This is a genomic window from Acinetobacter sp. NCu2D-2 (assembly GCF_001647675.1).
In the GTDB taxonomy this organism is placed as follows: Bacteria; Pseudomonadota; Gammaproteobacteria; order Pseudomonadales; family Moraxellaceae; genus Acinetobacter.
In genome coordinates, this window is record NZ_CP015594.1 from 1,110,464 (window position 1) to 1,134,098 (window position 23,635).

A 23,635-nucleotide genomic window follows, 5' to 3' on the forward strand; every position below is an offset into this window, starting at 1 on the left:
AAAGGGGGACTTAGGGGGATTAACTTAGTGGCGGAAATGACGCATGCCAGTGAACACCATTGCAATACCTGCTTCATCAGCAGCAGCAATTGTTTCTTCATCACGCATAGAACCACCCGGTTGGATAATGCATTTGATACCCGCTTTTGCAGCGTTATCAATACCATCACGGAATGGGAAGAATGCATCAGACGCCATTACAGCACCTTCAACCACAAGACCTGCATGTTCTGCTTTGATTGCAGCAATACGCGCAGAGTTGACACGGCTCATTTGACCTGCACCGACACCAATGGTTTGACGGTTTTTCGCATACACAATCGCGTTAGATTTCACGTATTTCGCTACTTTCCAAGCAAAGATCATGTCATCGATTTCTTGTTCAGTTGGTGCACGTTTAGTCACAACTTTTAGGTCATCTTTGGTGATCATGCCTAAGTCTTGGTCTTGAACCAATAGACCACCGTTTACACGTTTGTAGTCAAGCTGTGCAGCACGTTCGTCAATTTTCGGAAGTTCGCCACATACAAGAACACGGACGTTTTTCTTTGCGCCAGTCACTTCAAGTACGCCTTCAGCGATGCTTGGCGCAATGATCACTTCAACAAATTGACGATCTACAATCGCTTGTGCAGTTGCCACGTCTAATTCACGGTTAAATGCAATGATGCCACCGAATGCAGATTCAGGGTCAGTTGCATAAGCAAGGTCATACGCTGCTTTAATACCGTCTAAAGACACGGCAACACCACACGGGTTAGCATGTTTAACGATCACACAAGCAGGTTTTGCAAAAGATTTCACGCATTCAAGCGCAGCATCTGTATCTGCGATGTTGTTATAAGATAACTCTTTACCTTGTAACTGTTTTGCAGTTGAAACAGATGCTTCAGTTGCAGCAGGGTCTACATAGAATGCAGCAGACTGATGTGGGTTTTCACCGTAACGTAAATCTTGTGCTTTATTCAATTGAGTATTGAATGTACGTGCAAATTTGTCAGCTTGACCCTCGATTTTACCTACGCGAGCGCCTAAGTAAGATGCGATCATGCCGTCGTATTGTGCAGTGTGTTCGAATGCTTTTACAGCTAAGTCAAAACGTGTTGCATAAGATAAAGCACCCTCAGCTTTAAGCTCAGCGACAACAGTTGCATAGTCAGCTGCGTTCACCACAATACCTACAGACGCATGGTTTTTTGCCGCAGCGCGAACCATTGTAGGACCACCGATGTCGATGTTTTCGATTGCATCAGCAAGTGAACAGTTTGGTTTTGCTACAGTTGCAGCAAATGGGTAAAGGTTAACCACAACTAAATCGATCGCATCGATGTTGTGTTCAGCCATTACAGCTTCATCTAGGCCACGACGTGCCAAGATACCCCCATGGATTTTCGGATGTAGCGTTTTTACACGTCCGTCCATCATCTCTGGAAAACCTGTATGCTCGGAAACTTCAACTACGGCAACATTATTGTCTTTCAACAATTTGTATGTTCCGCCAGTAGATAAAATCTCTACCCCCAGAGCAGCAAGTTCTTGTGCAAACTCAACAATGCCAGTTTTGTCTGATACAGAGATTAAAGCGCGTTTAATAGTCATGATCTTCGTCACAGTTTTTAATGGAACAAGGTAAAACGGATTCGCAATTTTTTTCGGTCAAAAAAAATGCCTGCGTTCAACGCAAGCATTTTATCATTTATTCACTCATTAAACCGTGAGCTTTCAACTTTTTACGTAAGGTACCGCGGTTAAGCCCGAGGATCTCAGCAGCACGTGTCTGATTACCACGCGTATATTCTAGAACTACAGATAGAAGAGGTTTCTCCATTTCTGCCAGCACCATGTCGTATACCTGAGATGGTTGCTCACCTTGCAATTGTGCAAAGTAATGGCGAACTGCGCGATCTACGTGGATACGTAAAGCAACATCAGATTGTGCAGTAAAAATAGGAGATTTGCTATTCATGCGAATTAATCCGAAAAACAAATATCACTTGGGTAAAGTGATATATAAAAGTGGTCTAGAAATTAGAATGAACTCCGCTTTAGATCCTAAAACTGGAGTTCTAAAACTTGGTCATTGCAATGAGCTTGTAGCTTGCCACATCTCGAGGCTTTGGTCGAAAATTAAGCGTAACAATAGTTAAATATTTGTTACAGACCTAAATCAAAACAAAAAAATCCGCTCGATACGCAATAAATTTTATGGCGCATTAGGCAAGACTGTATTTATAGTGAAAAAATCGCGAGAAGTTGACAGCACATAGCTTTCGTGGCGCGTATAATACCATTGTCTAGGCAAAAGTGAGCAAGAAAACTGCATTTTTTTTAGTTTTTTTTCACTTTTTTAATAGGTTTTTTCAATATTATGGGCGAATTATTTCTAAAGTATAACTATCGAAGCTGCCACGCTTGACAGGAAGGTCAAATTCAAATTTGAAAGGGCTATTTTGTGGAATACGCTGAATAGTTTTGAAACTTTCAGTCAAATACATCTCTGGTGTAAGGGTGTAGCTCTCTTGAACCATACCATCTTCTTTTAAATCGACACGGATTAATGGCATTGCCAAACTGCGTTCGTAATAATTAATCAGTTCACCAGAGAATTTGGTTTTACCAGAACCAAAATTTTCAACTTTGACTTTTTTGGTGTTAATCAGATTGTAATGCTCTTGAAGATTAGAGCAATTAAATACATCACAAATACTGTTAAATGCAGTACTCATTACATGACTGTGTTTTAAATACTGTGGATTGAACCAGAAGAACTGAAATACAAATAAGCCAAATAAAGCCAAATTCAGTACAGTCCACATGGCATATTGCGCTAAGCCACGTTTATTACCCGTTTCAGTGTTTGCCTCCCAGTCAACAGCAGGAAGGACATTGATCGGTTCAGTACTAAAATAATTCAGGTTATTCAGATAGGTCTTTAAGTCGATATTTGAATTCTCAACCTTTTCATCAAAGATATTCAAAATTGAATTGACGTCTGATGGAGTACGGGGTTGATAGTTATTATTCAGAATTTCGTTTTCAGCTTGTGAAATCGGTTGTAAAGATTCCACGGCTGGATCTGAGTGAGCCACCGAGCGCTTGGGCTCAGTGACTAAATGAGATAGGGCATTAAAAGAGGTCGTACATTTGGGACAGCAAACCATACCTTGAGCAAGAGTCAACTGAGCAACCGTCACTTTGTAGGTTGTTGAGCAGGTCGGGCAATAGGTTCTTTTGTCACTCATATACTTTATATACGCTCTTTAGTTTTTATGGCGCTTACCTGAAATACGGCACCAATATTCGTCACGTTTTTCTACTTCTAATATATCAAAGTAATTTGAATAAATACCAGAAACATCATCCACTTGTTCTTCGATTACACCAGCAAGTGCGAACTCTGCCTCAGGTTTTACCAAAGTTGCGAACTCAGGTGCAAGCATCATCAGTGGACCCGCGAGGATATTTGCCACAAAAACCTCTGCTTTGGTATCACCAAGCGCTTCATTGAATTCTTCTGGTAGACCAACAAATAGACGATCTGCAACACCATTCAGTTCCGCATTTTGTTTTGTAGCGAGTACAGCTTGTGGGTCGATATCTGTTGCATACGCTTTTTTCGCGCCAAGTAGTAAGGCAGCGACAGCTAAAATGCCTGAACCACAACCATAATCGATCACGATTTTGTCTTTAACATCTGTTTTACCTAACCATTGTAAGCATAAGAATGTTGAAGCATGATCACCTGTACCAAACGCCAAACCTGGATCGAGCTTAATGTTGACTGCATCTGCTTCAGGTGCTTGCATCCATTCCGGCACAATCCAGAATTTTTCCGAGATTTTAATTGACTCGTAAGCATCCATCCATGTACGTTCCCATTCCTGGTCTTCAATGAACTCGTAACGTAGTGGCGCTTCAGGCATTTGTGCACGAATAAAGGTCTCTAAAGCGTTAACATCGATCTCTTCGCCATCTTCTTGTGCGTAGATCCCTGTCACGATAACTTTATTCCAAAGTGGAGTTTCACCTGGTAATGGTTCAAGTAGGTCCTGATTTTCCGCATCATCTAAGGTAACGCTGACAGCACCTAAAGATTCGAGCAATGTTTCAGTAAACTCAACTTGAGCTTGATCAACAGTAATATGAATTTGTAACCACTTCACAGGAATAACCTTAATGTTCTTTTTTAAAAGGCTATTGTAGCCGAACTTCTGTATTTATGCTGAGCTCATTCAAGCCAACATTTAAAAATAAAATGCGGCTTGAATACAGGTTTTATTTTATTTCTGATGCAGTATGGACATTATTCAGCGCGTTTACATCTTTTATTGGTGAGATTTTATTTAATAAAACACCAAATAAAGCTGCAAAAATATACATAAAGATCGAGTAAACCGCTGCAGGCATAGCCACGGTTGAATTTGCAAGGACTGTAAGGGCAATTGTCATGGCTAATGTGCTGTTGTGAATTCCTATCTCAAAAGCACAGGCACGTGCTTGTTGTGAATTGATCCTCATTAAACGCGGTACAAAATAACCAATACTCAGACTTAAAATACAGAATAATGCTGTAGCAAAACCAACTTGGGTCAGATAAGTCATGATGTTGGCACGTTCACTGACAATCGCCCCGATGATGATTAAGATTAAAAAAGTTACTGCAAATATACGAAGTGGTTTATTGAGCTTTTCAGTCAGTAAGGGCGCATAGTGACGAATCACCATACCAATGCACACAGGGATAATAATGATGCCAAAGACTTGTAGAATTTTGCCAAATTGCAAGCTGATCTGCTGATCTCCTTGCATAAAGTGGGCAATAGAAAAATTCACAATTAAAGGTAAAGTCAGAGCTGCAATTACAGAATTAATGGCAGTTAAAGTAATATTTAGAGCTAAGTCGCCTTTAAATAGATAACTAAACAGGTTCGCGGTGCTTCCACCGGGTGAAGCAGCAAGTAACATCAAACCGACTGCAAGAAGCGGTGGTAATACAAAAACTTTACAGATAATAAAGGCAATACCTACGAGTAAAACCAATTGGCAAAACAGTGCGACTAAAACAGCTTTTGGATGTTTGGTAACACGTGCAAAATCTTTAGGGGTAAGTTCAAGCCCAAGCCCTACCATAATAATGGCAAGCGCTAAAGGGAGTAAAATCGTAATAATGCCAGAATCCATCTGTGTACTCCTTTTATTTTTTAATTATTCGTGAACTTATTTCTTTATATATGATCACTTTATCAGAGTAACTGAATCTAGAGAGAAAACCTTAAGAATCTTGTAAACCACTTTTTGTCGTGTTAATTACACGGGGTTGGCGACTAATGATAAATCCGAATAAAGTCGCGAAAGTGTACATCACGATTGTATAAATCCCAGCAGGTACAGCAATCATCGTACTACCGAGTACTGAGATCGCCATGGTCATCGCAATCGCAGTATTGTGAATGCTAATTTCAAAGGTACATGCGCGGGCTTGCTCATCACGAATACCCAGTAATATAGGCACACAGTACCCAACAAAAAGACTAGAAAAGCAGAATAAAATCGTGGCAATCCCTATGTTTTCGAAATATTCTACAAGGTTGTAGCGTTCTTTAAAGATGGCAAAACAAAATAGGGCAATTAAAAAAGCAATTGAAAAGATCCGCATCGGGCGATTGACGGTAATAGATAGGCTAGGGAAGCGTGCTCTAATAAACATGCCGATAATGACAGGGATGACAGTAATAAAGAAAACCTGAGTGATTTTAATGGCAGGTAAGTCGACAGGTGTTTGCTCACTCAAAAAGTACATCAAAGATAAATTTAAGATAAAAGGTAAAGTGAAAATGGAGATCAGTGTACTCATTGCAGTGATTGAAATATTGAGTGCAATATCACCTTTATAAAGATAACTAAAAATATTGGCGGTAGGGCCTCCAGGTGAAGCAGCCAATAACATTAGACCCACAGCAAGGAGTGGAGGAAGCTCTAACACAATGCAGATTAGAAATGCCAGACTGGTTAAGATCACTAATTGCGAAAACAAAGTAATAAAAATGATCTTAGGTTTACGCAGCACCCGAAAAAAATGTGTTGTCGTTAGTTCTAGTCCCAAGCCCATCATGAGGAATGCGAGTAAAACCGGTAATAACGACATAAAGAAAACCGAATCCATGGTATTTCCTTTTTATTATTAATTTATTATTTATACCTCGAGTGTAGCTAAGTACAAAAAATACGCAATAAAAATGGATGAACATCATTGTCCATCCATCGGATAATTAAGTTTAAATATAAATGGAATTAACGAGGGCGTGGTGGAGCGAAACCTAACGCACATTTACCTTTGACTTCTTGTCCATTTAAGGTTGCTGTGGTTGCACCAGAAGCACCTTGGCAAGTGGTATAAAGCTCAGCTTCATCACCATTTACAGCATTTTTACTGTTAGAGAAAAATTGTGGTTCACAGGTACCATTCCAGATAATACCCCGGTGGGCAAAAGTCACCGCATCGCCTGCAGATTTACCCTTACATACTTTTTGGAAAAGCTGAGCATCATATACTTTTTCAACTTTGTCATTTGCAAGTGCCAAAGGGCTTAATGTACAGGCACCTAAAAACAGTGCACATAATACTTGAGTTTTCACTTGATTCACCTTCTTATGACGGGTTGTGTGTTCTCATCATAAATTCTTATGTTTTTGTCACAACAGGCGAAAAGTTAAACAGACGATGATTTTGTAGACTTAGTTTATCTATATGAAAATAAAGTCGTGGCTTTTGTATATATGTAACGCAATTTGAGTCATGAGAATTTCAACTGAATTTGTCAACTTTTAAGAGAAGTTTTGCTATAATACTTAGCTATTCTTTTATTCTCTCAATTTAACATTATGCATTATCCTAAAGTTTACGATGTCATTGTTATCGGTGGCGGTCACGCTGGTACGGAAGCAGCATTGGCTGCAGCGCGTATGGGTCGACAGACTCTGCTCTTAACTCATAACATTGAGACTTTAGGGCAGATGAGCTGTAACCCTGCGATTGGTGGTATTGGTAAATCTCACCTTGTACGTGAAATTGATGCTTTGGGCGGTGCAATGGCATTGGCTGCCGACAAAGGTGGTATTCAATTCCGTATTTTAAACTCACGTAAAGGTGCAGCTGTTCGTGCGACACGTGCGCAAGCGGACCGTATTCGTTATAAAGCTGCAATTCGCGATACCTTAGAAAACCAAGCGAATTTGGATATTTTCCAACAAGCGGCAGATGACTTAATTGTTGAAGGCGATACCGTAAAAGGTGTTGTGACCCAAATGGGTATTCGCTTTGATGCGAAAACTGTGGTGTTAACCACAGGTACATTCTTAGGCGGTGTGATCCACGTCGGTCTAGAAAAATCGAGCGGTGGTCGTGCCGGTGATCCACCTTCAATTTCATTGGCTGCACGTCTTCGTGAATTGAACTTGCCTGTCGGTCGTCTTAAAACAGGTACTCCACCACGTATTGATGCACGTTCAGTTGATTTTTCTGTGATGACCCCACAGCCGGGTGATTTCCCATCTCCAACGATGTCATTTATGGGTGATGCATCAATGCACCCTGAACAAATTAACTGTTACATCACCCATACTAATGAACGTACCCACGAGATTATTCGTGGCGGCTTAGATCGTTCACCGATGTATACCGGTAAAATTGAAGGTGTGGGTCCACGTTACTGCCCATCAATTGAAGATAAAATTCATAAATTTGCTGATAAAGACTCGCATCAAGTGTTCCTTGAACCTGAAGGTCTAGACACTCACGAACTTTATCCAAATGGTATTTCAACCTCTTTACCGTTTGATGTTCAGTTTGAATTAGTTCGCTCAATCCGTGGTATGGAAAATGCACATATCCTTCGTCCGGGTTATGCAATTGAATACGATTATTTCAACCCACAAGCGTTGAAATTCTCACTTGAAACAAAAGCCATTAATAACTTATATTTTGCTGGTCAAATTAACGGTACAACAGGTTATGAAGAAGCAGGTGCGCAAGGTTTGCTTGCAGGTCTAAACGCTGCACGCCGTGCTTGGGATCAAGAGCAATGGACACCGAAACGTGATGAAGCGTATATGGGTGTATTGGTTGATGACTTGATTACATTGGGTACCAAAGAACCGTACCGTATGTTTACCTCACGCGCGGAATACCGTTTGATGCTACGTGAAGACAATGCCGATCAACGTTTAACTGCAATTGGTCGTGAAATGGGTCTTGTGGATGATGAACGTTGGGCGTCTTTCTGCGAGAAAATGGAAGCGATTGAAGCGGAAAAAGGTCGTTTACAACATCTTTGGGCTGCGCCAAACAATCCTATGGGTAAAAAATTCATTGAGATGACCGGTGCTGACCTTTCTAAAGAATGCTCTGCGATTGACTTGCTTAAACGTCCAAACATTAACTTCGCGCAAATTGCTGAGCTAACAGATTCTAAAGTGTCTGCATTTGTTGGTGAGCAAATTGAAATTGCGGTGAAGTATGATGGTTATATCAACCGTCAGCGTGAAGATGTTGCTCAAATGAAGCGTTTGGAAGAAACAAAAATTCCTGCTGATTTTGATTACGATGTTGTTTCAGGTCTTTCTCGTGAAATTACCATGAAGTTGAAAGATATCCGTCCTGAAACACTTGCTCAAGCAAGCCGTATTCCGGGTGTGACACCCGCTGCTGTTCAATTGGTGATGATTACGATTCGTAAAAATAACCAAGCGAAAAAATCTGCATAAGATGTTTGAGTAAAAAACCCGCTTAGTGCGGGTTTTTTTATTTTTAAATGGGATCATTATTAAAAGTAATGATTTGATAGTAATTTACTACTATTTTTTAAGCTATTGTTTTTAAAGAAATAAAAAATATACTTTTTAGGTAAACAAGACCTATTTATTGCTTTTACGTCTTAAAATAGATGTAAAAAGAAATAATTAAAAGGGTTATTCAGACCATTGTCGTGGTGTTTATTTTGATATAACAGGTGGACAATTCTCTTGCAGGCTGAATCAAGGGATCGGCGAGCTGTTTACTGCTGGAGAGGAATCATGGCATCAATACAACAAAATAAATTACAAAAGTTTTTAGTCATATTTTTATGTTTTTGGGTGGCATTTTTCGAGGGCTTTGATTTACAAGCACCGGGTCTTGCTGCAAAAGGCATAGCTGAAACTTTTAGCCTAGATCAGGTTCAAATGGGGTACGTCTTTAGTTTGGGCGTTTTCGGTATGTTGTTTGGTGCGTTCTTTGGTGGGCGTATTGCTGATTATTTAGGGCAAAAGAAAGTACTGATGTTATCGATCTCAATCTTTGGTGCATTTATGGCATTAACTGCCGTGGCAACAAGTGTTGAGGTGCTTTATGTCGCGCGCTTCTTAACGGGCTTGGGATTGGGTGCTGCAATGCCGACTATGATTTCAGTGGTGGGTGATGAAGCTACAGAAGCTAATCGTGGTAAGTTAAACAGTTTGATGTATTGTGGTTTGCCGGTAGGGGCTATTTTTGTTGCCGGCCTTGCCATTTTGTTTAAAGATATTTCTTGGCATACCTTGTTTTTAATTGGTGGTTTAGCGCCGTTGCTATTGCTTCCATTTATGGCATTTATCTTAAAAGAGAAAGTGCAAGTTCAAGCCGAGAAACAAAGTGTTCCGCCGATGGCAGAAGTATTGTTTAAAACCGAACAATATAAACGCACTATTCCATTGTGGGTGGGTTTCTTCTTTACATTGATGATTAACTACATTCTGATTAGTTGGTTGCCAAACTTATTGATGGAACAAGGTTTATCAAAACAACAAGCATTTAGTATTATGCTGATCTTCCAAGTAGGCGCATTGGCAGGCACGCTTGGCTTGGGCTTTATGCTTGACCGTTTAAAACTTTGGCAAATGGCAGCGATTATCTACATCGGTTTAGCACTTGCTTTGATTCTGTTATTTACAAGTAAAGTGATTCCATTGCTTATTCTTGCTGGCTTAATGGGTGGGATTTTCTCAACAGGTGGTCAGTCGATTCTTTACGGTATTTCACCTATCTTCTACTCAGGTACAGGTAAAGTCACTGGCGTAGGCAGTGCAATTTCCTTAGGGCGCTTGGGTGCCATGACTGGACCGTTATTGTCAGGAAAAATCTTGGCACTAGGTTTGGGCACAACGGGGGTGTTGATGGCGAGTTTACCTGCCGTTGTGATTTCAGCGGTAGCAGTGACTGCGTTATCTCAATACAAATCTAAAATCAAATAATCCTAAATCAATATCTAAAGGCAGTTCAAAATGGGCTGCTTTTTTTGTTGGATGACTTATGTCTGATGAACGCCTTTGATAAAATTCAGCCAAACTGTATTTGATGAAGATTATGCCATACCAACTTGTAAAACTTGATATTCAAGCCACAGATAACATTACTTGCCCACATTGTCATCAAGAGATTATTAACTGGCAAGAAGAACAATATGTACAACCTTGTGAACATACCTTATTCATCGCTATGGATATTGGCTTTGAATACATCACCGACGAATTCGAGCAGACTATGCAAAAAACTGTCGATGAACTACATGCCAATGATGATATCGTCAATATGTTTGAAGAAATTAGCCTAAGCACATATCCAAACTATATCATCTTAAAGTCTGATTTAGGGGCAGCAGGTTATTCTCGTTATATCGGTTTAACTATTTAATGCTCTACATCATTAAAAAAAGCACCGCGAGGGTGCTTTTTTGTTTTAACTTTCGACTTCTTCTTCGACGTCATCGTCAGCGGAATCCATACCGAGTTCTTTGAGTTTACGGGTTAAGGTATTTCGACCCCAACCTAAAAGCTCGGCAGCATGACGTTTACGACCACGGGTTTGTTGAAGTGCAGCATTAATTAATGTGCGTTCAAACATCGGCGTCGCAATGTCTAGAATTTTCATTTCGCCGTTTTTCAGCTTTTGCATTGCCCATTGATTGAGTAATTCATCCCAATGGTGCGGTGCAATCTGATTTAGGTTTGGAATAGGCGTGCCGAGATCAAGACTCTCGATTGGAATCTGTTTGAGTTCAGGTGGTAAATCTTCAGGGTAAACTTCACGACCTGTAATCATGACCGTCAACCAGCGGCAGGTATTCTCAAGTTGACGCACGTTCCCTTGCCATGGCAGTTTTTGCATATATTCCTGCGTTTCAGGGCGTAAAATTTTTGGATTTACACCTAACTCTTTACCCGCACGTGCCAGGAAGTGCTGAGCCAACATTGGAATATCTTCCGAACGGTGAGCAAGTTTAGGAATATGAATACGAATAACGTTTAGGCGGTGATACAAGTCTTCACGGAAACGACCATCGTGAACCAATTTTTCGAGGTCTTGGTGAGTCGCCGCGACAATACGTACATCGACTTTAACAGGTGTATGACCACCGACACGATAAAATTCGCCATCTGCAAGGACACGGAGTAAACGTGTTTGCGTTTCAAATGGCATATCGCCGATTTCATCGAGGAATAATGTACCGCCATTGGCTTGTTCAAAACGTCCTTGACGTTGTGTATTCGCGCCAGTAAAGGCACCTTTTTCATGACCAAATAACTCGGTTTCAATCAAGTCCTTTGGAATTGCAGCCATGTTGAGTGCAATAAAAGGTTTATTACTACGAGGTGAGTGTCGATGTAAAGCATGGGCAACAAGTTCTTTACCTGTACCTGATTCACCGTTAATCAGCACGGTAATGTGCGACTGTGATAAACGTCCAATAGCACGGAATACTTCCTGCATTGCAGGTGATTCACCGATAATTTCTGTTGATTGAATCGTAGGTGCTGCTTTTGCAGACTCTTGTTGCTGAAGTTTAGTAATGTGTAAAATCGCACGATTCACTAAAGCTAAAGCTTCATCAATATCAAAAGGCTTAGGTAGATATTCAAAAGCACCTGTTTGATAACTTGATACGGCAGATTCTAAATCCGAATGCGCTGTCATAATAATCACAGGCAGGTCAGGATAGTTATTTTTGACTTTACCTAAAAAGGTAAGACCATCAATCCCGGGCATACGAATATCAGTCAGAATGACATCAGGCGCATCTACAGCAAGTTGGTCTAATGCAGATTGTGCTTCTTCAAAACTGGTAACGTCGAAACCTTCTTCTTTAAATGTTTTTTCTAGTACCCAACGCATGGCACGATCGTCATCAATGACCCATATTTTATTTCGCGACATGTTCTGACTCCCAAGGTAAATATAAGCTAAATACGGTTTTTCCAGGAACAGATTGGCAATCAATCATTCCGTTATGTTGATGCATAATATTTTGAGCAATACTTAAACCAAGCCCAGTACCTTTAGCACGGCTGGTTACAAGCGGGTAAAACACAGATTCAATAATGTCATCAGGTACACCTGGACCATTATCTTGAATATCAATACGAACTACCGAACGGTGAATCACACCATTAATGGTAAATAAACGCTGAATACGTGTTCTTAAGACCAATTCAGGCTGATGATCCACAAAGAATTCTTTATTTTCAGTCATGGCTTGGACGGCATTGGCACAGATATTCAGCATGACCTGAATCAGTTGATCACGATCAGCCATCACTTCAGGTAGTGATAAATCGTAATCACGGGTAATTTTGATTTTTTTCTTAGTTTGATTGGCAATCAGTGAGCGCACACGTTCTAATGGTTCATGCACATTGACCATTTCATAGCTTGGAAGTTGACGCGAACCGAGCATGGTATCTGCTAGATTACGCAAACGATCCACTTCATTAATAATAATGTCGGTGAACTCTTTATATTCAGGATTGTCTAAACTACGTGCCAAGAGCTGAGTTGCGCCGCGAATACCACCGAGTGGGTTTTTGATTTCATGCGCTACACCACGAATCAATTGACGAGCCACTTGATGCTGCTGAATGAAATTTTCTTCTTTAGAAATTTTTAACATCCGATCACGTGGGTTAAGCTCAATGAGAAGCAATGGATGGTATGGGCGACCGGTATTGAGTTGTGATGCGGTGTAGTCCACATGCATGTCTTTAAAGTTGACATTAATCGTTGCTTCACGGCGGGTGTAGGGTTGACCAGTTTGCAGCGTGTTATTCAGGGCTTCCTCAGTATTAAATTCATCTGTAGGGATGTGGAGAATATTAAGGACCGATGTGCCAGAGGCACGTAATAAACTAATGTCAAAAAGGGTTTCACAAGCCGAATTCATATAGAAGATATTTAAATCACTGTCGACCAATAAAATCGCAGTAGTAAGGTTGTCGACCAAAAGGCGATAGTCGATCAAATTTGGCTGATCCATTAGCGGGTGTGTTCCTGTCTTAAAATGGCGCAATGGCATCTTCATAAAGCAAAAAATTAAGTCTTAAGTTCTGATTTGATGCAGATTAAGCAAGATGTACGCCAACTTTTATAGCTTCGGGTTATTTATTGTTCATTAATGCACTTTAAGTGTATGAACAGAGATATATTGAAAAGGTATAACGGATTAAAACAGGGAAGTAAATTAAAATTGTTCTATTTTGGTGCATTGAGATTTTTATTGAATATTTTGTAGCTTTATTTTGGTGCAACATATAAAGAGTCGCCTTTTCACCTGTTTTTATGTTTCGAAAAGACATACAATACGCGCATTCTAGTGGAGCGCAGATTCATGAAGTCCCCCAAAGTCGGTTTTGTTTCTTTAGGTTGTCCTAAGGCATTGGTAGATTCTGAACGAATTTTAACTCAGTTAAAGACTGAAGGTTATGATGTCGCATCGGATTACGACGGTGCTGATTTAGTAGTAGTAAACACCTGTGGTTTTATTGAATCTGCAGTACAAGAGTCTCTAGACGCCATTGGTGAAGCAATGAGCGCGAATGGTCGCGTGATTGTGACAGGTTGTCTAGGTAAAGACGAAAATAAAATTCGTGAAATGCACCCGAACGTCCTGAAAGTGACTGGTGCAGCAGCATACGAAGAAGTAATGGATGCGGTTCATGAATATGTCCCTGAACCGCCAAAACACAATCCATTTATTGATTTAGTTCCAGAGCAAGGGATCCGTCTGACCCCTAAACACTATGCTTATTTGAAAATATCAGAAGGCTGTAACCATCGTTGCACATTCTGCATTATTCCAAGTATGCGCGGTGATTTGGTGTCTCGTCCAGTTGGTTCTGTACTTGAAGAAGCAGCAGCACTTAAACGCTCAGGCGTGAAAGAAGTGTTGGTGATTTCTCAAGATACATCAGCTTATGGTGTAGATACTAAATACAAATTAGATTTCTGGAACGGTCAGCCAGTTAAAACTAAGTTTTATGACATGTGCGAAGCATTGGGTCAGTTGGGAATTTGGGTGCGTTTGCACTACGTTTATCCATATCCACATGTGGACGCAGTAATTGACTTAATGGCACAAGGCAAAATCTTGCCGTATTTAGACATTCCATTCCAACATGCAAGTCCTAAAATCTTGAAGTTGATGAAACGTCCTGCACACAGTGAAAATACGCTTGAGCGTTTGAAATTGTGGCGTGAAAAATGTCCTGAACTCGTGATTCGTTCTACATTTGTAGTGGGCTTCCCAGGTGAAACTGAAGAAGACTTCCAAATGTTACTTGATTGGTTAAAAGAAGCTCAGCTTGATCGCGTGGGTTGCTTTACGTATTCACCTGTCGAAGGTGCTACAGCGAATGACTTGCCAGATCATGTGCCTGAAGAAATCAAACAAGAACGTTATGAACGCTTCATGCAAGTTCAACAAGAGATTTCAGCAGCTAAATTGCAAAAACGTATTGGTCAAACCATGATGGTATTGGTTGATGACTTGGAAGATGAATTCCCAGTTGCAGTTGCACGTTCATACGCAGATGCGCCTGAAATTGATGGTAATGTCTTTGTAGAAGACATCGATAAATCGCTCATCAAATCGGGTGACTTGCTTGAAGTCGAAATTACCGATGCAGATGAATACGATCTGTATGCAAAACTGATTTCAATCAAGTCTGCTTAAGATTTGAATACCTAAGAATTGATTAGATAATTTGGAGTTTAAGATGATGGATTCTAAAAAGCCACGTTTTGGTCGCATCTTGTTGAAACTTTCAGGCGAAGCGCTTGCAGGTAATAAAGATATGGGTATCGATGCACAAGTGCTCGATCAAATGTCTTTGGCAATTGCTCACTTGGTAGGTTTAGGTGTTCAAGTGGGTATCGTTGTGGGTGGTGGTAACTTATACCGCGGTAGCCAATTGCAAAAAGATGGTTTGGTTGGTCGTGTAACAGGTGACCAAATGGGTATGCTAGCAACTGTGATGAATGGTTTGGCATTACGTGATGCACTTGTACGTCGTAATATCAAAACACGTTTATTATCAGCACTTCCAATTGGTACAGTGGTTGAGTCTTACTCAAGCCGTGATGCTATTCGTCACTTAACTCGTGGTGAAGTGTGCGTATTCGTGGCAGGTACAGGTAACCCATTCTTTACCACAGATACAGCGGCTTGCTTACGTGGTATTGAAATCGAAGCAGATTTGATCTTAAAAGCAACTAAAGTTGATGGCGTTTATAATAAAGACCCAAGCAAATATGAAGATGCTGTGAAATATGACACTTTAACTTTTGATCAAGTGCTTGATGAAAAATTAGGTGTTATGGACTTAACCGCAATTTGTTTATGCCGTGATCACAATGTACCTCTACAAGTATTCGATATGAATAAATCAGGTGCATTACTGTCAGTTGTGATGGGTGAAAAAGAGGGTACTCACGTTACGAACTAATGTACGTGAGGCCTAAAGCTCTTTATACTAAGTGCAAATTAAGTATTTCATTTTTTTAAATTTGGTAAGGAAGATCATATGATTAACGATCTTAAAAAAGATGCAGAAGACCGTATGAATAAATCTCTAGATTCTCTAGAGCATGGTTTTGCAAAAGTACGTACTGGTCGCGCACATCCATCTATTCTTAATGGTGTAATGGTTCCTTACTATGGTTCTGATGTTCCATTAAACCAAGTTGCGAACGTGGGTGTTGAAGATTCACGTACATTGTTAGTACAACCATTTGAACGTTCAATGGTATCTGCAATTGATAAAGCGATCCGTGAATCAGACTTGGGTCTTAACCCAATCACTGCTGACGCGATTCGTGTTCCAATGGCAGCATTAACTGAAGAAACACGTCGTGACATGCAAAAAGTTGCACGTAACGAAGCTGAAAATGCGAAAGTTGCGATTCGTAATATTCGTCGTGATGTATTGGGTGATATCAAAGCATTGTTGAAAGAAAAAGAAATTTCTGAAGATGATGAACGCCGCGCAGCGGATGATATCCAAAAAATCACTGACAAATTTGTTGCGGAAATCGATAAGCGTTTAGCTGCGAAAGAAGCTGAATTGATGAAGGTTTAATTCATCAATGACTGTAACTGAAGAAAGTTCAAGTCTTCCAAAACATGTTGCCATCATCATGGATGGCAACAACCGTTTTGCAAAAAAAAAGCAGATGCAAAAAGGTGATGGACACCGTTCAGGTAAAAATGTCCTCGATCCAATTGTAGAACACTGTAGAAAAAGAAATATCCAAGCTTTAACTGTTTTTGCATTTTCAAGTGAAAACTGGAATCGTCCACAGTTTGAAGTTGCTTTGCTCATGAAATTGCTCGAAGACACAATTCATGAACAATTGCCCCGCATGGAAAAGTTCAACATCGCATTGCGTTTCATCGGAGATCGCTCGCGATTATCCCCGAAATTGCAAGATTTAATGTTGTATGCTGAACAAAGGACTGCTAATTTTAATAGCATGACCCTCACCATTGCTGTGAGCTATGGTGGTATGTGGGACATGGCACACGCTGCAAAGCAAATTGCCGCGGATGTTTTAAAAAATAAATTAGATCTTGATGCGATTAATACTGACGTTTTTGGTCAATATGTAAGCCTCGGTGATTTACCTGCTGTAGATTTGATGATTCGTACGGGTGGAGATTTCCGTCTTTCGAATTTCTTATTATGGCAAGCTGCGTATGCAGAACTGTATTTTACCGATACCTTATGGCCAGAGTTTACCGTAGAAGAACTTGATGATGCCTTTGCTGTATTTAGTGGCAGAGAACGTCGCTTCGGTAAAACGACAGAGCAAATCCAACAAGAGAAACTTGAGAATTAATTCATGTTAGAGCGGATTATTACCGCATTGGTATTGGTGGCAGTTGTACTGAGTTGCATGTTTGCCACGCAATCTCATTATCCAATGTTTATTTTAATGGTGGTTGCAGCAGGGGTTGCAGGTTATGAGTGGTTTAAACTTATGCCTCGCAAAATCAAAAAAGTATTTAAGCCAGCTGCTTGGGCATATGGTGCTTTAACTGCGACGCTTTCGGCATTGGCTTTGTACTACAGTGATGTTGCCTTGCTGTTATGGTCCGCATCTATTCTAACTTGGATCTTAAGTGTTTATTGGGTGAAGTCATATCCGGATTATGACGGATGGTACAATGTCACATTAAACATTATTGGCATTGTACTGATTTCAGCCGCAGTGACTGCTATTTATTCGGTTTGGGAAAGTTCACCTTGGTGGCTCATGTACCTATTTTTATTGGTATGGGGTGCAGACAGTGGTGCATACTTTGTGGGTCGAAAATTTGGTCGTAAAAAACTTGCGCCGAGCGTAAGTCCAAATAAGTCTGTAGAAGGCTTATATGGCGGTATTGTTACTTCGATGTTGATTGTCATTACAGTTGAATTACTTTATCTCAACATGACAATCGCTGAACATATTCTATTCTTAATTCTCTCAGTATTGACTGTATTTAGTTCAGTTTTAGGCGATTTGTTTGAGTCTATGATTAAACGACGTGCAGGCATAAAAGATTCAGGCCGCATCTTGCCAGGTCATGGTGGTGTGCTGGATCGTATCGATTCTTTACTTGCAGCTGCCCCTATTTTTGCAGCGGGTATGTATGCATTGAAACTTATTGGCGTAGATTTATAAATGTCACAAGCTGTTTGTATATTAGGTGCTACAGGCTCAATTGGTCAAAGTACGTTAAAAATCCTGGAGCAACATCCTGAAACGTATACAGTGTTCGCTGTGACAGCGCAAAGTCGAATTCAAGAGCTTGCTCAAATTTGCCAAAAATACCAGCCTAAAGTTGCTGTTGTGCCGTCATCGAAAGTAGATGAATTGTCACAATTGCTATCAAAACTTGGTATTTCTGGTGTGGAAATTCTGTCAGATGAAGCAGGTTTAATTGCTGTCGCAGAACATCAAGATGTTGATGTTGTTATGGCAGCAATTGTCGGTGCAGCAGGCTTATTGCCAACGCTTGCCGCAGTTAAAGCAGGTAAGCGAGTTCTATTAGCCAATAAAGAAGCACTCGTGATGTCCGGTGACATCATGATGCAAGCGGCTCGAGATCATGGCGCATTATTGCTTCCTGTCGACTCTGAGCATAATGCGATTTTCCAATGCTTACCACAAAATTACTTTGATGCAGAACGCCATGGCAAGCCAAAATTAGGTGTGTCTCAGATTTTACTGACTGCTTCAGGTGGACCATTTTTAAATCATAGTTTGGAACAATTACAGTCTGTTACACCAGCACAAGCATGTAAGCATCCAAATTGGTCGATGGGGCAAAAAATCTCAGTTGACTCAGCTACTTTAATGAATAAAGGCTTGGAGTTAATTGAAGCCTGTCATTTGTTTGCTGTAGAAGAACAATATGTGACCGTGGTTGTCCATCCTGAAAGTATTATCCATTCAATGGTGCAATATGTAGATGGTTCTACTTTGGCACAAATGGGTAATCCTGATATGTGTACCCCAATTGCACATGCATTGGCATGGCCGAAACGGATTCAAACCCATGTGCCACCGCTCAATTTATTTGAAATTGCACAGTTGAATTTCCAGGCACCTGATGTTGAGCATTTCCCTGCATTAAAACTTGCCCGCCAAGCGATGAAAAGTGGTGGTATTGCGCCGACAATTCTAAATGCTGCCAATGAAATTGCAGTGGCTGCATTTTTACAGCAAAAAATTGGGTTTACCCAAATTTCACAAGTGGCAGAACATGCCTTAAATTCTGTAGCCAATCAAGCTGCAGATAGTTTGCAAACCATTGTGGAAGCAGATCAGAAGGTACGTGTACTCGCGCAACAGTATGTAGTGAATATAGGAAGTTAAAGCATGAATGCCTTATTTATGATTGCCGCGGCGATTCTTTTACTCGGGCCACTCATTGCCATTCACGAGTTTGGACATTATATCGTGGCACGTAAACTAGGCGTTAAAGTGCTGGTCTATTCGATTGGTTTTGGTCCAACTTTACTCAAATGGACCTCGAAAAAATCGGGCATTCAATACCAACTTTCGGCATTACCTCTTGGTGGTTACGTCAAAATGCTGGATGAACGCGAGGGTGATGTTGCTGAAGAAGATTTACCTAAAGCCTTTAACCGTCAGCATCCATGGAAACGTATCGCGATTGTTGCCGCAGGGCCATTGATTAATTTGTTGCTTGCTGTCGTATTGTTTTGGGTACTATTTTTACCTGCTCAAGAGCAGCTTAATACGCGTATTGGTAAAGTATTACCGAACACACCTGCAGCAACGGTACAAATGCAGCAGGGCGATAAAATTGTTGCTGTTGATGGTACTCAAGTTCAGAACTGGGAAAAACTCAACTATGCATTGGTCGATCGTGTAGGCGAAACAGGGCAAATTGCAGTACAAGCTGAACGTCAAGGGCAAATTCAAAACTTTAATCTGCCGATTCAAAATTTTTTAAAAGACCAATCACAATCACCCCTTGAAGCATTAGGTTTCTTACCATATCGCCCAGAAATCCCGGCAGTTGTGTCTAAACTAAGTGAAGATGGCGCGGCTATACGTCAAGGTATGAAAGTCGGTGACCGCATTATTGCTATTGATGGTGTGAAAATGAATGACTGGTTTGATGTTGTGCAAGTCGTTCAAAAATCACCTGAGAAATTATTGAAGATTGATGTACTTCGTGGTCAGCAACAAATTCAGCTTCAAGTGATGCCGCAAGCAAAACGTGACAATATGGGTAAGGTCACTGGTATGCTCGGTGTGCAGAGTGACCCAGGTAAAATCACAATTCCTGAAGAATATACACAAACAATTCAATACACGCCGTTACAAGCAGTCGATATGGCATTTGATAAAACTGCACAGTTATCTTCGATGATTTTCAATTCAATCATTAAGATGGTGCGTGGTTTAATCGGTTTAGATAACTTATCTGGACCTATCACAATTGCCAAAGTCGCGGGACAAAGTGCTGAAATGGGATGGGAAACTTTTATTTCCTTTATGGCCTTAATGAGTGTAAGTTTAGGAATATTAAATTTATTACCAATCCCAATGCTTGATGGCGGACATTTAGTTTACTATTTTATTGAATTAATTCGTGGTAAACCTGTATCTGAACACATACAATTAGTTGGACTAAAAATTGGTATGGTACTGCTCGGTAGTATGATGCTCCTGGCATTATTTAATGATTTTATGCGTTTATAGTTAACGTAGATGGAATAAATTAACAGCGGAAAAGACTGGCATGCAGCACAAACATTTATTTACGCCATTGGCTCTTATTAGTGCAATGGCAGTAGCACAACAAGTATATGCAGCAGATGAATTTACAGTACAAGATATAAAATTTGATGGACTTGTTCGTTTAACACCTGAAAATGTCTACGGTCTTGTACCGATTAGCAGTGGTGATCGTGTTAATGATCCTGTCATTGCAGCTGCAATTCGTAGTTTGTATGCTTCTGGTCTTTTTGATGACATTAAAACTGTTCAATCTGGCAATGACTTAATCTTTAAAGTGGTTGAACGTCCTGTCATTTCAAAAATTGAATTGAAAGGCAATAAACTGATTCCAAAAGAAGCTTTGGAAGATGGTTTGAAGAAAATGGGACTTGCTGAAGGCGAAGTTCTTAAAAAATCAGCATTGCAAACAGTCGAAACGGAGCTTGAACAGCAATACATGCAGCAAGGTCGTTACGATGCTGACATCACAGTAAAAACCATTGCTAAACCAAATAACCGTGTTGAACTTGTCATTGACTTTGTAGAAGGTAAATCGGCAAAAGTATTCGATATCAATATTATTGGTAATACAGTTTTTAAAGAATCGGATATCAAGCAAGCCTTCACGATTAAAGAAACATCTTGGAATTCGGTGATTTCACGTAATGACCGCTATGCACGTGAAAAAATGGCGGCAAGTCTTGAATCACTACGTTCAATGTATCTGAACAAAGGTTATATCAACTTTAATATCACCAATTCGAGCCTGAACTTAAGTGAAGACAAAAAGAATGTCTTTATTGAAGTCGCAGTGGATGAAGGCGAACAATTTAAATTTGGTGAGACTAAATACTTAGGTGATGCGCTTTATACCCCTGAAGAATTAAAAGTTCTGCAAATTTATAAAAATGGCGATGTTTACTCTCAAGAAAAAGTAAATGCCGTTAAACAATTATTGCTTCGTAAATACGGTAATGCCGGTTATTACTTTGCTGAAGTCAACATTGTTCCAGAAATTGATAAACAAACTAAACTGGTTAACCTGAATTACTATATCAATCCAGCTCAACAAGTGACGGTTCGTCGTATTAACTTTACAGGTAACACTAAAACTGCCGATGAAGTTTTACGCCGTGAAATGCGTCAAATGGAAAGTGCTTTAGCAAGTAACGAAAAAATTGATTTATCGAAAGTACGTTTAGAGCGCACAGGTTTCTTTAAATCTGTGGATATTAAGCCTGCGCGTATTCCAGGTGCACCTGACCAAATTGATCTAAATGTTGCGGTTGAAGAACAGCATTCGGGTACCAGTACTCTAGCTGTTGGTTTCTCTCAAAGTGGTGGTGTAACTTTCCAAGCGGGTTTAAGTCAGACTAACTTCTTGGGTACAGGTAATAGTGTATCGATTGATTTATCGCGTTCTGAAACACAAGATTACTATAACTTAAGTGTAACCGATCCATACTTTACCATTGATGGTGTGCGTCGCGGCTATAACTTGTATTACCGTAAAACCAAGCTTGATGATGATTACAGTGTAAATAATTATGTGACTGATAGTTTTGGTGGTGGTATTAACTTTGGTTATCCAATTGACGAAAATCAAAGTGTAAGTTTCGGTCTTAATATCGATAATACTGAGGTAACTACAGGTAGAAACGTATCTACTTATATTCGTGATTATCTACTAGCTAATGGTGGCAAAGAAACGGGTCGAGTTAGTTCAGTTTGTATAGAGCAAAATCCTGAGGGTGGTTGTAATACAACACAGACTTATTTTGACGAATTTAAAGGTGATTTTCTAACTTATAATTTAAACTTGGGATGGTCTTATAACACTTTGAACCGTCCTATGTTCCCGACTTCGGGTATGTCACATCGTGTGAATGCTGAAATTGCTTTACCAGGCAGTGATGTTGAATATCAAAAAATCACCTACGATGCCCAAGCATACTACCCATTGGGTAAAGATTTTGTAGTACGCGGTTATGGTAAGTTAGGTTATGGTAATGATTTACCATTCTATAAAAACTTCTATGCAGGTGGTTTTGGTTCGGTTCGTGGTTTCGACAACAGTACGCTTGGACCCAAATATGACAGTATTTATGCTGAAGCCCACGGTTTGAAGGATTATGACTTAGAGGAAGTTGGTGGTAATACCCTTGTGCAATTTGGTACAGAATTAGTTTTACCTGTGCCATTTAAAGGTGATTGGGCTCGTCAAGTGCGTCCAGTATTATTTGCTGAAGGCGCTCAAGTATTTGATACACAATGTGATGTCCAATACTCGGCGGATGCTCGCCAATACTGTAAAGATAATAATGGTTTTGATCTCGGTAATATGCGCTATAGCGTCGGTGCTGGCTTTACCTGGATTACCATGATTGGGCCATTATCACTCAGCTATGCTTATCCGTTGAATGATAAACCGGGCGATGAAACGAAAAATATCCAATTTGAAATCGGTCGTACTTTCTAAGTTCAACCTTACTTAACTCAATAAACTCTGGTTTGTGTATTGCAGCCAGAGTTTCTTTTTAAAGAGAGAAAAATGAAAAAATTATTCATTGCTATGGGTATGATTGCGGCATCTGCAACATCTTTTGTAAATGCAGCGGGTGTAGGGGTGATTGATCTTGAGCGTGTCGTTGAAAACAGCACATATCTAAAACAACAAAATACCAGCTTTCAGCAAAAGTATCAGCCACAGACCAATCGCATTGATGCTTTAACAAAAGAATTAGATGCGCTTCAGAAACGTGCTCAAAGCAACACTAAGTTCACGGATGCTGAAAAGCAAAAAATGAGCAAAGATTATCAAGCCAAAGTTCAAGAATTGACACAGTTACAGCAAACTGTTCAATCCAGTGTGCAAAGTTCGATTCAACAAGTGCGTAGCATTTTTGATGCACGTGTAAAGAAAATTGCAGAAGAATTGCGTACTGAAAACAAACTAGATGTGGTTTTGAATAAAAATTCTGCACTTGCCTATGACGCTCGCTATGATTTAACTGATAAAATGATTCAAAAGGTTAACGCAATCAAGTAATC

General features: G+C 40.1%; 21 protein-coding genes. 12 read left to right on the top strand and 9 right to left on the bottom strand.

All coding sequences use genetic code 11. From position 1 onward, the window contains the following. Nucleotides 1–24: 24 nt before the first annotated feature. The 7 genes from purH to A3K93_RS05210 form a co-directional block, all read right to left on the bottom strand. Entirely contained in the window at nucleotides 25–1,599 is a 1,575-nt protein-coding gene (purH, locus tag A3K93_RS05175) for a bifunctional phosphoribosylaminoimidazolecarboxamide formyltransferase/IMP cyclohydrolase (RefSeq protein ID WP_067729541.1), read from the bottom strand. Nucleotides 1,600–1,696: 97 nt separating this feature from the next. Further along, nucleotides 1,697–1,966 (bottom strand): DNA-binding transcriptional regulator Fis, encoded by a 270-nt coding sequence (gene fis / locus A3K93_RS05180; protein WP_001086304.1) that lies wholly within the window; start codon nucleotides 1,964–1,966, stop codon nucleotides 1,697–1,699. A 400-nt stretch (nucleotides 1,967–2,366) separates the two neighbouring features. Continuing rightward, nucleotides 2,367–3,242, bottom strand: a complete 876-nt coding sequence (locus A3K93_RS05190; protein ID WP_067729545.1) for a DUF3426 domain-containing protein — start codon at nucleotides 3,240–3,242, stop codon at nucleotides 2,367–2,369. A gap of 18 nt (nucleotides 3,243–3,260) precedes the next feature. Then, nucleotides 3,261–4,163: a 50S ribosomal protein L11 methyltransferase gene (gene prmA, locus A3K93_RS05195; protein WP_067729547.1), complete on the bottom strand. Its 903-nt coding sequence runs from the start codon at nucleotides 4,161–4,163 to the stop codon at nucleotides 3,261–3,263. Nucleotides 4,164–4,275: 112 nt separating this feature from the next. Then, nucleotides 4,276–5,181: a bile acid:sodium symporter family protein gene (locus A3K93_RS05200; RefSeq protein WP_067729549.1), complete on the bottom strand. Its 906-nt coding sequence runs from the start codon at nucleotides 5,179–5,181 to the stop codon at nucleotides 4,276–4,278. Between the two features lie 91 nt (nucleotides 5,182–5,272). Further along, nucleotides 5,273–6,163, bottom strand: coding sequence for a bile acid:sodium symporter family protein (locus tag A3K93_RS05205; protein WP_067729551.1), 891 nt, complete (start codon nucleotides 6,161–6,163; stop codon nucleotides 5,273–5,275). 128 nt (nucleotides 6,164–6,291) lie between these two features. Beyond that, complete coding sequence (locus A3K93_RS05210) at nucleotides 6,292–6,636, bottom strand: hypothetical protein (RefSeq protein WP_067731675.1); 345 nt, start codon at nucleotides 6,634–6,636, stop codon at nucleotides 6,292–6,294. A gap of 246 nt (nucleotides 6,637–6,882) precedes the next feature. On the opposite strand from A3K93_RS05210, the gene mnmG reads away from it, so the two are divergent. The 3 genes from mnmG to A3K93_RS05225 all read left to right on the top strand — a co-directional run bounded on the left by mnmG (nucleotide 6,883) and on the right by A3K93_RS05225 (nucleotide 10,705). Beyond that, nucleotides 6,883–8,763: a tRNA uridine-5-carboxymethylaminomethyl(34) synthesis enzyme MnmG gene (mnmG, locus tag A3K93_RS05215; RefSeq protein WP_067729553.1), complete on the top strand. Its 1,881-nt coding sequence runs from the start codon at nucleotides 6,883–6,885 to the stop codon at nucleotides 8,761–8,763. A gap of 309 nt (nucleotides 8,764–9,072) precedes the next feature. Continuing rightward, a complete protein-coding gene (gene mhpT, locus A3K93_RS05220) occupies nucleotides 9,073–10,266 on the top strand; it encodes a 3-(3-hydroxy-phenyl)propionate transporter MhpT (RefSeq protein WP_067729555.1) in 1,194 nt (397 codons plus the stop codon). A gap of 112 nt (nucleotides 10,267–10,378) precedes the next feature. Further along, the gene (locus tag A3K93_RS05225; protein WP_067731676.1) at nucleotides 10,379–10,705 is read left to right on the top strand and encodes a hypothetical protein; all 327 of its coding nucleotides are present in this window, start codon (nucleotides 10,379–10,381) and stop codon (nucleotides 10,703–10,705) included. A 45-nt stretch (nucleotides 10,706–10,750) separates the two neighbouring features. Here the strand turns inward: A3K93_RS05225 and glnG are convergent, their stop codons facing one another. Beyond that, entirely contained in the window at nucleotides 10,751–12,226 is a 1,476-nt protein-coding gene (glnG, locus tag A3K93_RS05230; protein WP_067729557.1) for a nitrogen regulation protein NR(I), read from the bottom strand. After that, complete coding sequence (glnL, locus tag A3K93_RS05235) at nucleotides 12,213–13,322, bottom strand: nitrogen regulation protein NR(II) (protein ID WP_067729558.1); 1,110 nt, start codon at nucleotides 13,320–13,322, stop codon at nucleotides 12,213–12,215. The genes glnG and glnL overlap by 14 nt, the downstream gene beginning before the upstream one ends. Nucleotides 13,323–13,673: 351 nt before the next feature. On the opposite strand from glnL, the gene rimO reads away from it, so the two are divergent. The 9 genes from rimO (at nucleotide 13,674) to A3K93_RS05280 (ending at nucleotide 23,633) form a co-directional block, all read left to right on the top strand. Next, nucleotides 13,674–15,017 carry a 30S ribosomal protein S12 methylthiotransferase RimO gene (gene rimO, locus A3K93_RS05240; RefSeq protein WP_067729561.1) on the top strand — a complete coding sequence of 448 codons (1,344 nt, stop codon included), beginning with the start codon at nucleotides 13,674–13,676 and terminating at the stop codon, nucleotides 15,015–15,017. Nucleotides 15,018–15,060: 43 nt separating this feature from the next. Further along, on the top strand, nucleotides 15,061–15,789 hold the full coding sequence (gene pyrH / locus A3K93_RS05245; protein WP_067729563.1) for a UMP kinase: 729 nt from the start codon (nucleotides 15,061–15,063) through the stop codon (nucleotides 15,787–15,789). 78 nt (nucleotides 15,790–15,867) lie between these two features. After that, entirely contained in the window at nucleotides 15,868–16,422 is a 555-nt protein-coding gene (frr, locus tag A3K93_RS05250; protein WP_067729566.1) for a ribosome recycling factor, read from the top strand. 7 nt (nucleotides 16,423–16,429) lie between these two features. After that, nucleotides 16,430–17,182 carry a polyprenyl diphosphate synthase gene (gene uppS / locus A3K93_RS05255; protein ID WP_067729569.1) on the top strand — a complete coding sequence of 251 codons (753 nt, stop codon included), beginning with the start codon at nucleotides 16,430–16,432 and terminating at the stop codon, nucleotides 17,180–17,182. A 3-nt stretch (nucleotides 17,183–17,185) separates the two neighbouring features. Then, nucleotides 17,186–18,010, top strand: coding sequence for a phosphatidate cytidylyltransferase (locus tag A3K93_RS05260; protein WP_067729572.1), 825 nt, complete (start codon nucleotides 17,186–17,188; stop codon nucleotides 18,008–18,010). Continuing rightward, nucleotides 18,011–19,207, top strand: a complete 1,197-nt coding sequence (gene ispC / locus A3K93_RS05265) for a 1-deoxy-D-xylulose-5-phosphate reductoisomerase (protein WP_067729574.1) — start codon at nucleotides 18,011–18,013, stop codon at nucleotides 19,205–19,207. Nucleotides 19,208–19,210: 3 nt separating this feature from the next. Next, the gene (rseP, locus tag A3K93_RS05270) at nucleotides 19,211–20,566 is read left to right on the top strand and encodes an RIP metalloprotease RseP (RefSeq protein ID WP_067729576.1); all 1,356 of its coding nucleotides are present in this window, start codon (nucleotides 19,211–19,213) and stop codon (nucleotides 20,564–20,566) included. A gap of 40 nt (nucleotides 20,567–20,606) precedes the next feature. Beyond that, a complete protein-coding gene (bamA, locus tag A3K93_RS05275; RefSeq protein ID WP_067729578.1) occupies nucleotides 20,607–23,063 on the top strand; it encodes an outer membrane protein assembly factor BamA in 2,457 nt (818 codons plus the stop codon). A gap of 72 nt (nucleotides 23,064–23,135) precedes the next feature. Beyond that, nucleotides 23,136–23,633 carry an OmpH family outer membrane protein gene (locus tag A3K93_RS05280; RefSeq protein ID WP_067729580.1) on the top strand — a complete coding sequence of 166 codons (498 nt, stop codon included), beginning with the start codon at nucleotides 23,136–23,138 and terminating at the stop codon, nucleotides 23,631–23,633. Nucleotides 23,634–23,635: the final 2 nt, after the last annotated feature.

Bases quoted from the DNA above. Each gene is read 5' to 3' on its own strand.
- bamA (WP_067729578.1), top strand. From the start codon at position 20,607: ATGCAGCACAAACATTTATTTACGCCATTGGCTCTTATTAGTGCAATG.
- mnmG (WP_067729553.1), top strand. From the start codon at position 6,883: ATGCATTATCCTAAAGTTTACGATGTCATTGTTATCGGTGGCGGTCAC.
- ispC (WP_067729574.1), top strand. From the start codon at position 18,011: ATGTCACAAGCTGTTTGTATATTAGGTGCTACAGGCTCAATTGGTCAA.
- uppS (WP_067729569.1), top strand. From the start codon at position 16,430: ATGACTGTAACTGAAGAAAGTTCAAGTCTTCCAAAACATGTTGCCATC.
- A3K93_RS05200 (WP_067729549.1), bottom strand. From the start codon at position 5,181: ATGGATTCTGGCATTATTACGATTTTACTCCCTTTAGCGCTTGCCATT.
- glnL (WP_067729558.1), bottom strand. From the start codon at position 13,322: ATGGATCAGCCAAATTTGATCGACTATCGCCTTTTGGTCGACAACCTT.
- purH (WP_067729541.1), bottom strand. From the start codon at position 1,599: ATGACTATTAAACGCGCTTTAATCTCTGTATCAGACAAAACTGGCATT.
- glnG (WP_067729557.1), bottom strand. From the start codon at position 12,226: ATGTCGCGAAATAAAATATGGGTCATTGATGACGATCGTGCCATGCGT.
- fis (WP_001086304.1), bottom strand. From the start codon at position 1,966: ATGAATAGCAAATCTCCTATTTTTACTGCACAATCTGATGTTGCTTTA.
- A3K93_RS05225 (WP_067731676.1), top strand. From the start codon at position 10,379: ATGCCATACCAACTTGTAAAACTTGATATTCAAGCCACAGATAACATT.
- A3K93_RS05205 (WP_067729551.1), bottom strand. From the start codon at position 6,163: ATGGATTCGGTTTTCTTTATGTCGTTATTACCGGTTTTACTCGCATTC.
- mhpT (WP_067729555.1), top strand. From the start codon at position 9,073: ATGGCATCAATACAACAAAATAAATTACAAAAGTTTTTAGTCATATTT.
- frr (WP_067729566.1), top strand. From the start codon at position 15,868: ATGATTAACGATCTTAAAAAAGATGCAGAAGACCGTATGAATAAATCT.
- A3K93_RS05260 (WP_067729572.1), top strand. From the start codon at position 17,186: ATGTTAGAGCGGATTATTACCGCATTGGTATTGGTGGCAGTTGTACTG.
- pyrH (WP_067729563.1), top strand. From the start codon at position 15,061: ATGATGGATTCTAAAAAGCCACGTTTTGGTCGCATCTTGTTGAAACTT.
- A3K93_RS05280 (WP_067729580.1), top strand. From the start codon at position 23,136: ATGAAAAAATTATTCATTGCTATGGGTATGATTGCGGCATCTGCAACA.
- A3K93_RS05190 (WP_067729545.1), bottom strand. From the start codon at position 3,242: ATGAGTGACAAAAGAACCTATTGCCCGACCTGCTCAACAACCTACAAA.
- rseP (WP_067729576.1), top strand. From the start codon at position 19,211: ATGAATGCCTTATTTATGATTGCCGCGGCGATTCTTTTACTCGGGCCA.
- rimO (WP_067729561.1), top strand. From the start codon at position 13,674: ATGAAGTCCCCCAAAGTCGGTTTTGTTTCTTTAGGTTGTCCTAAGGCA.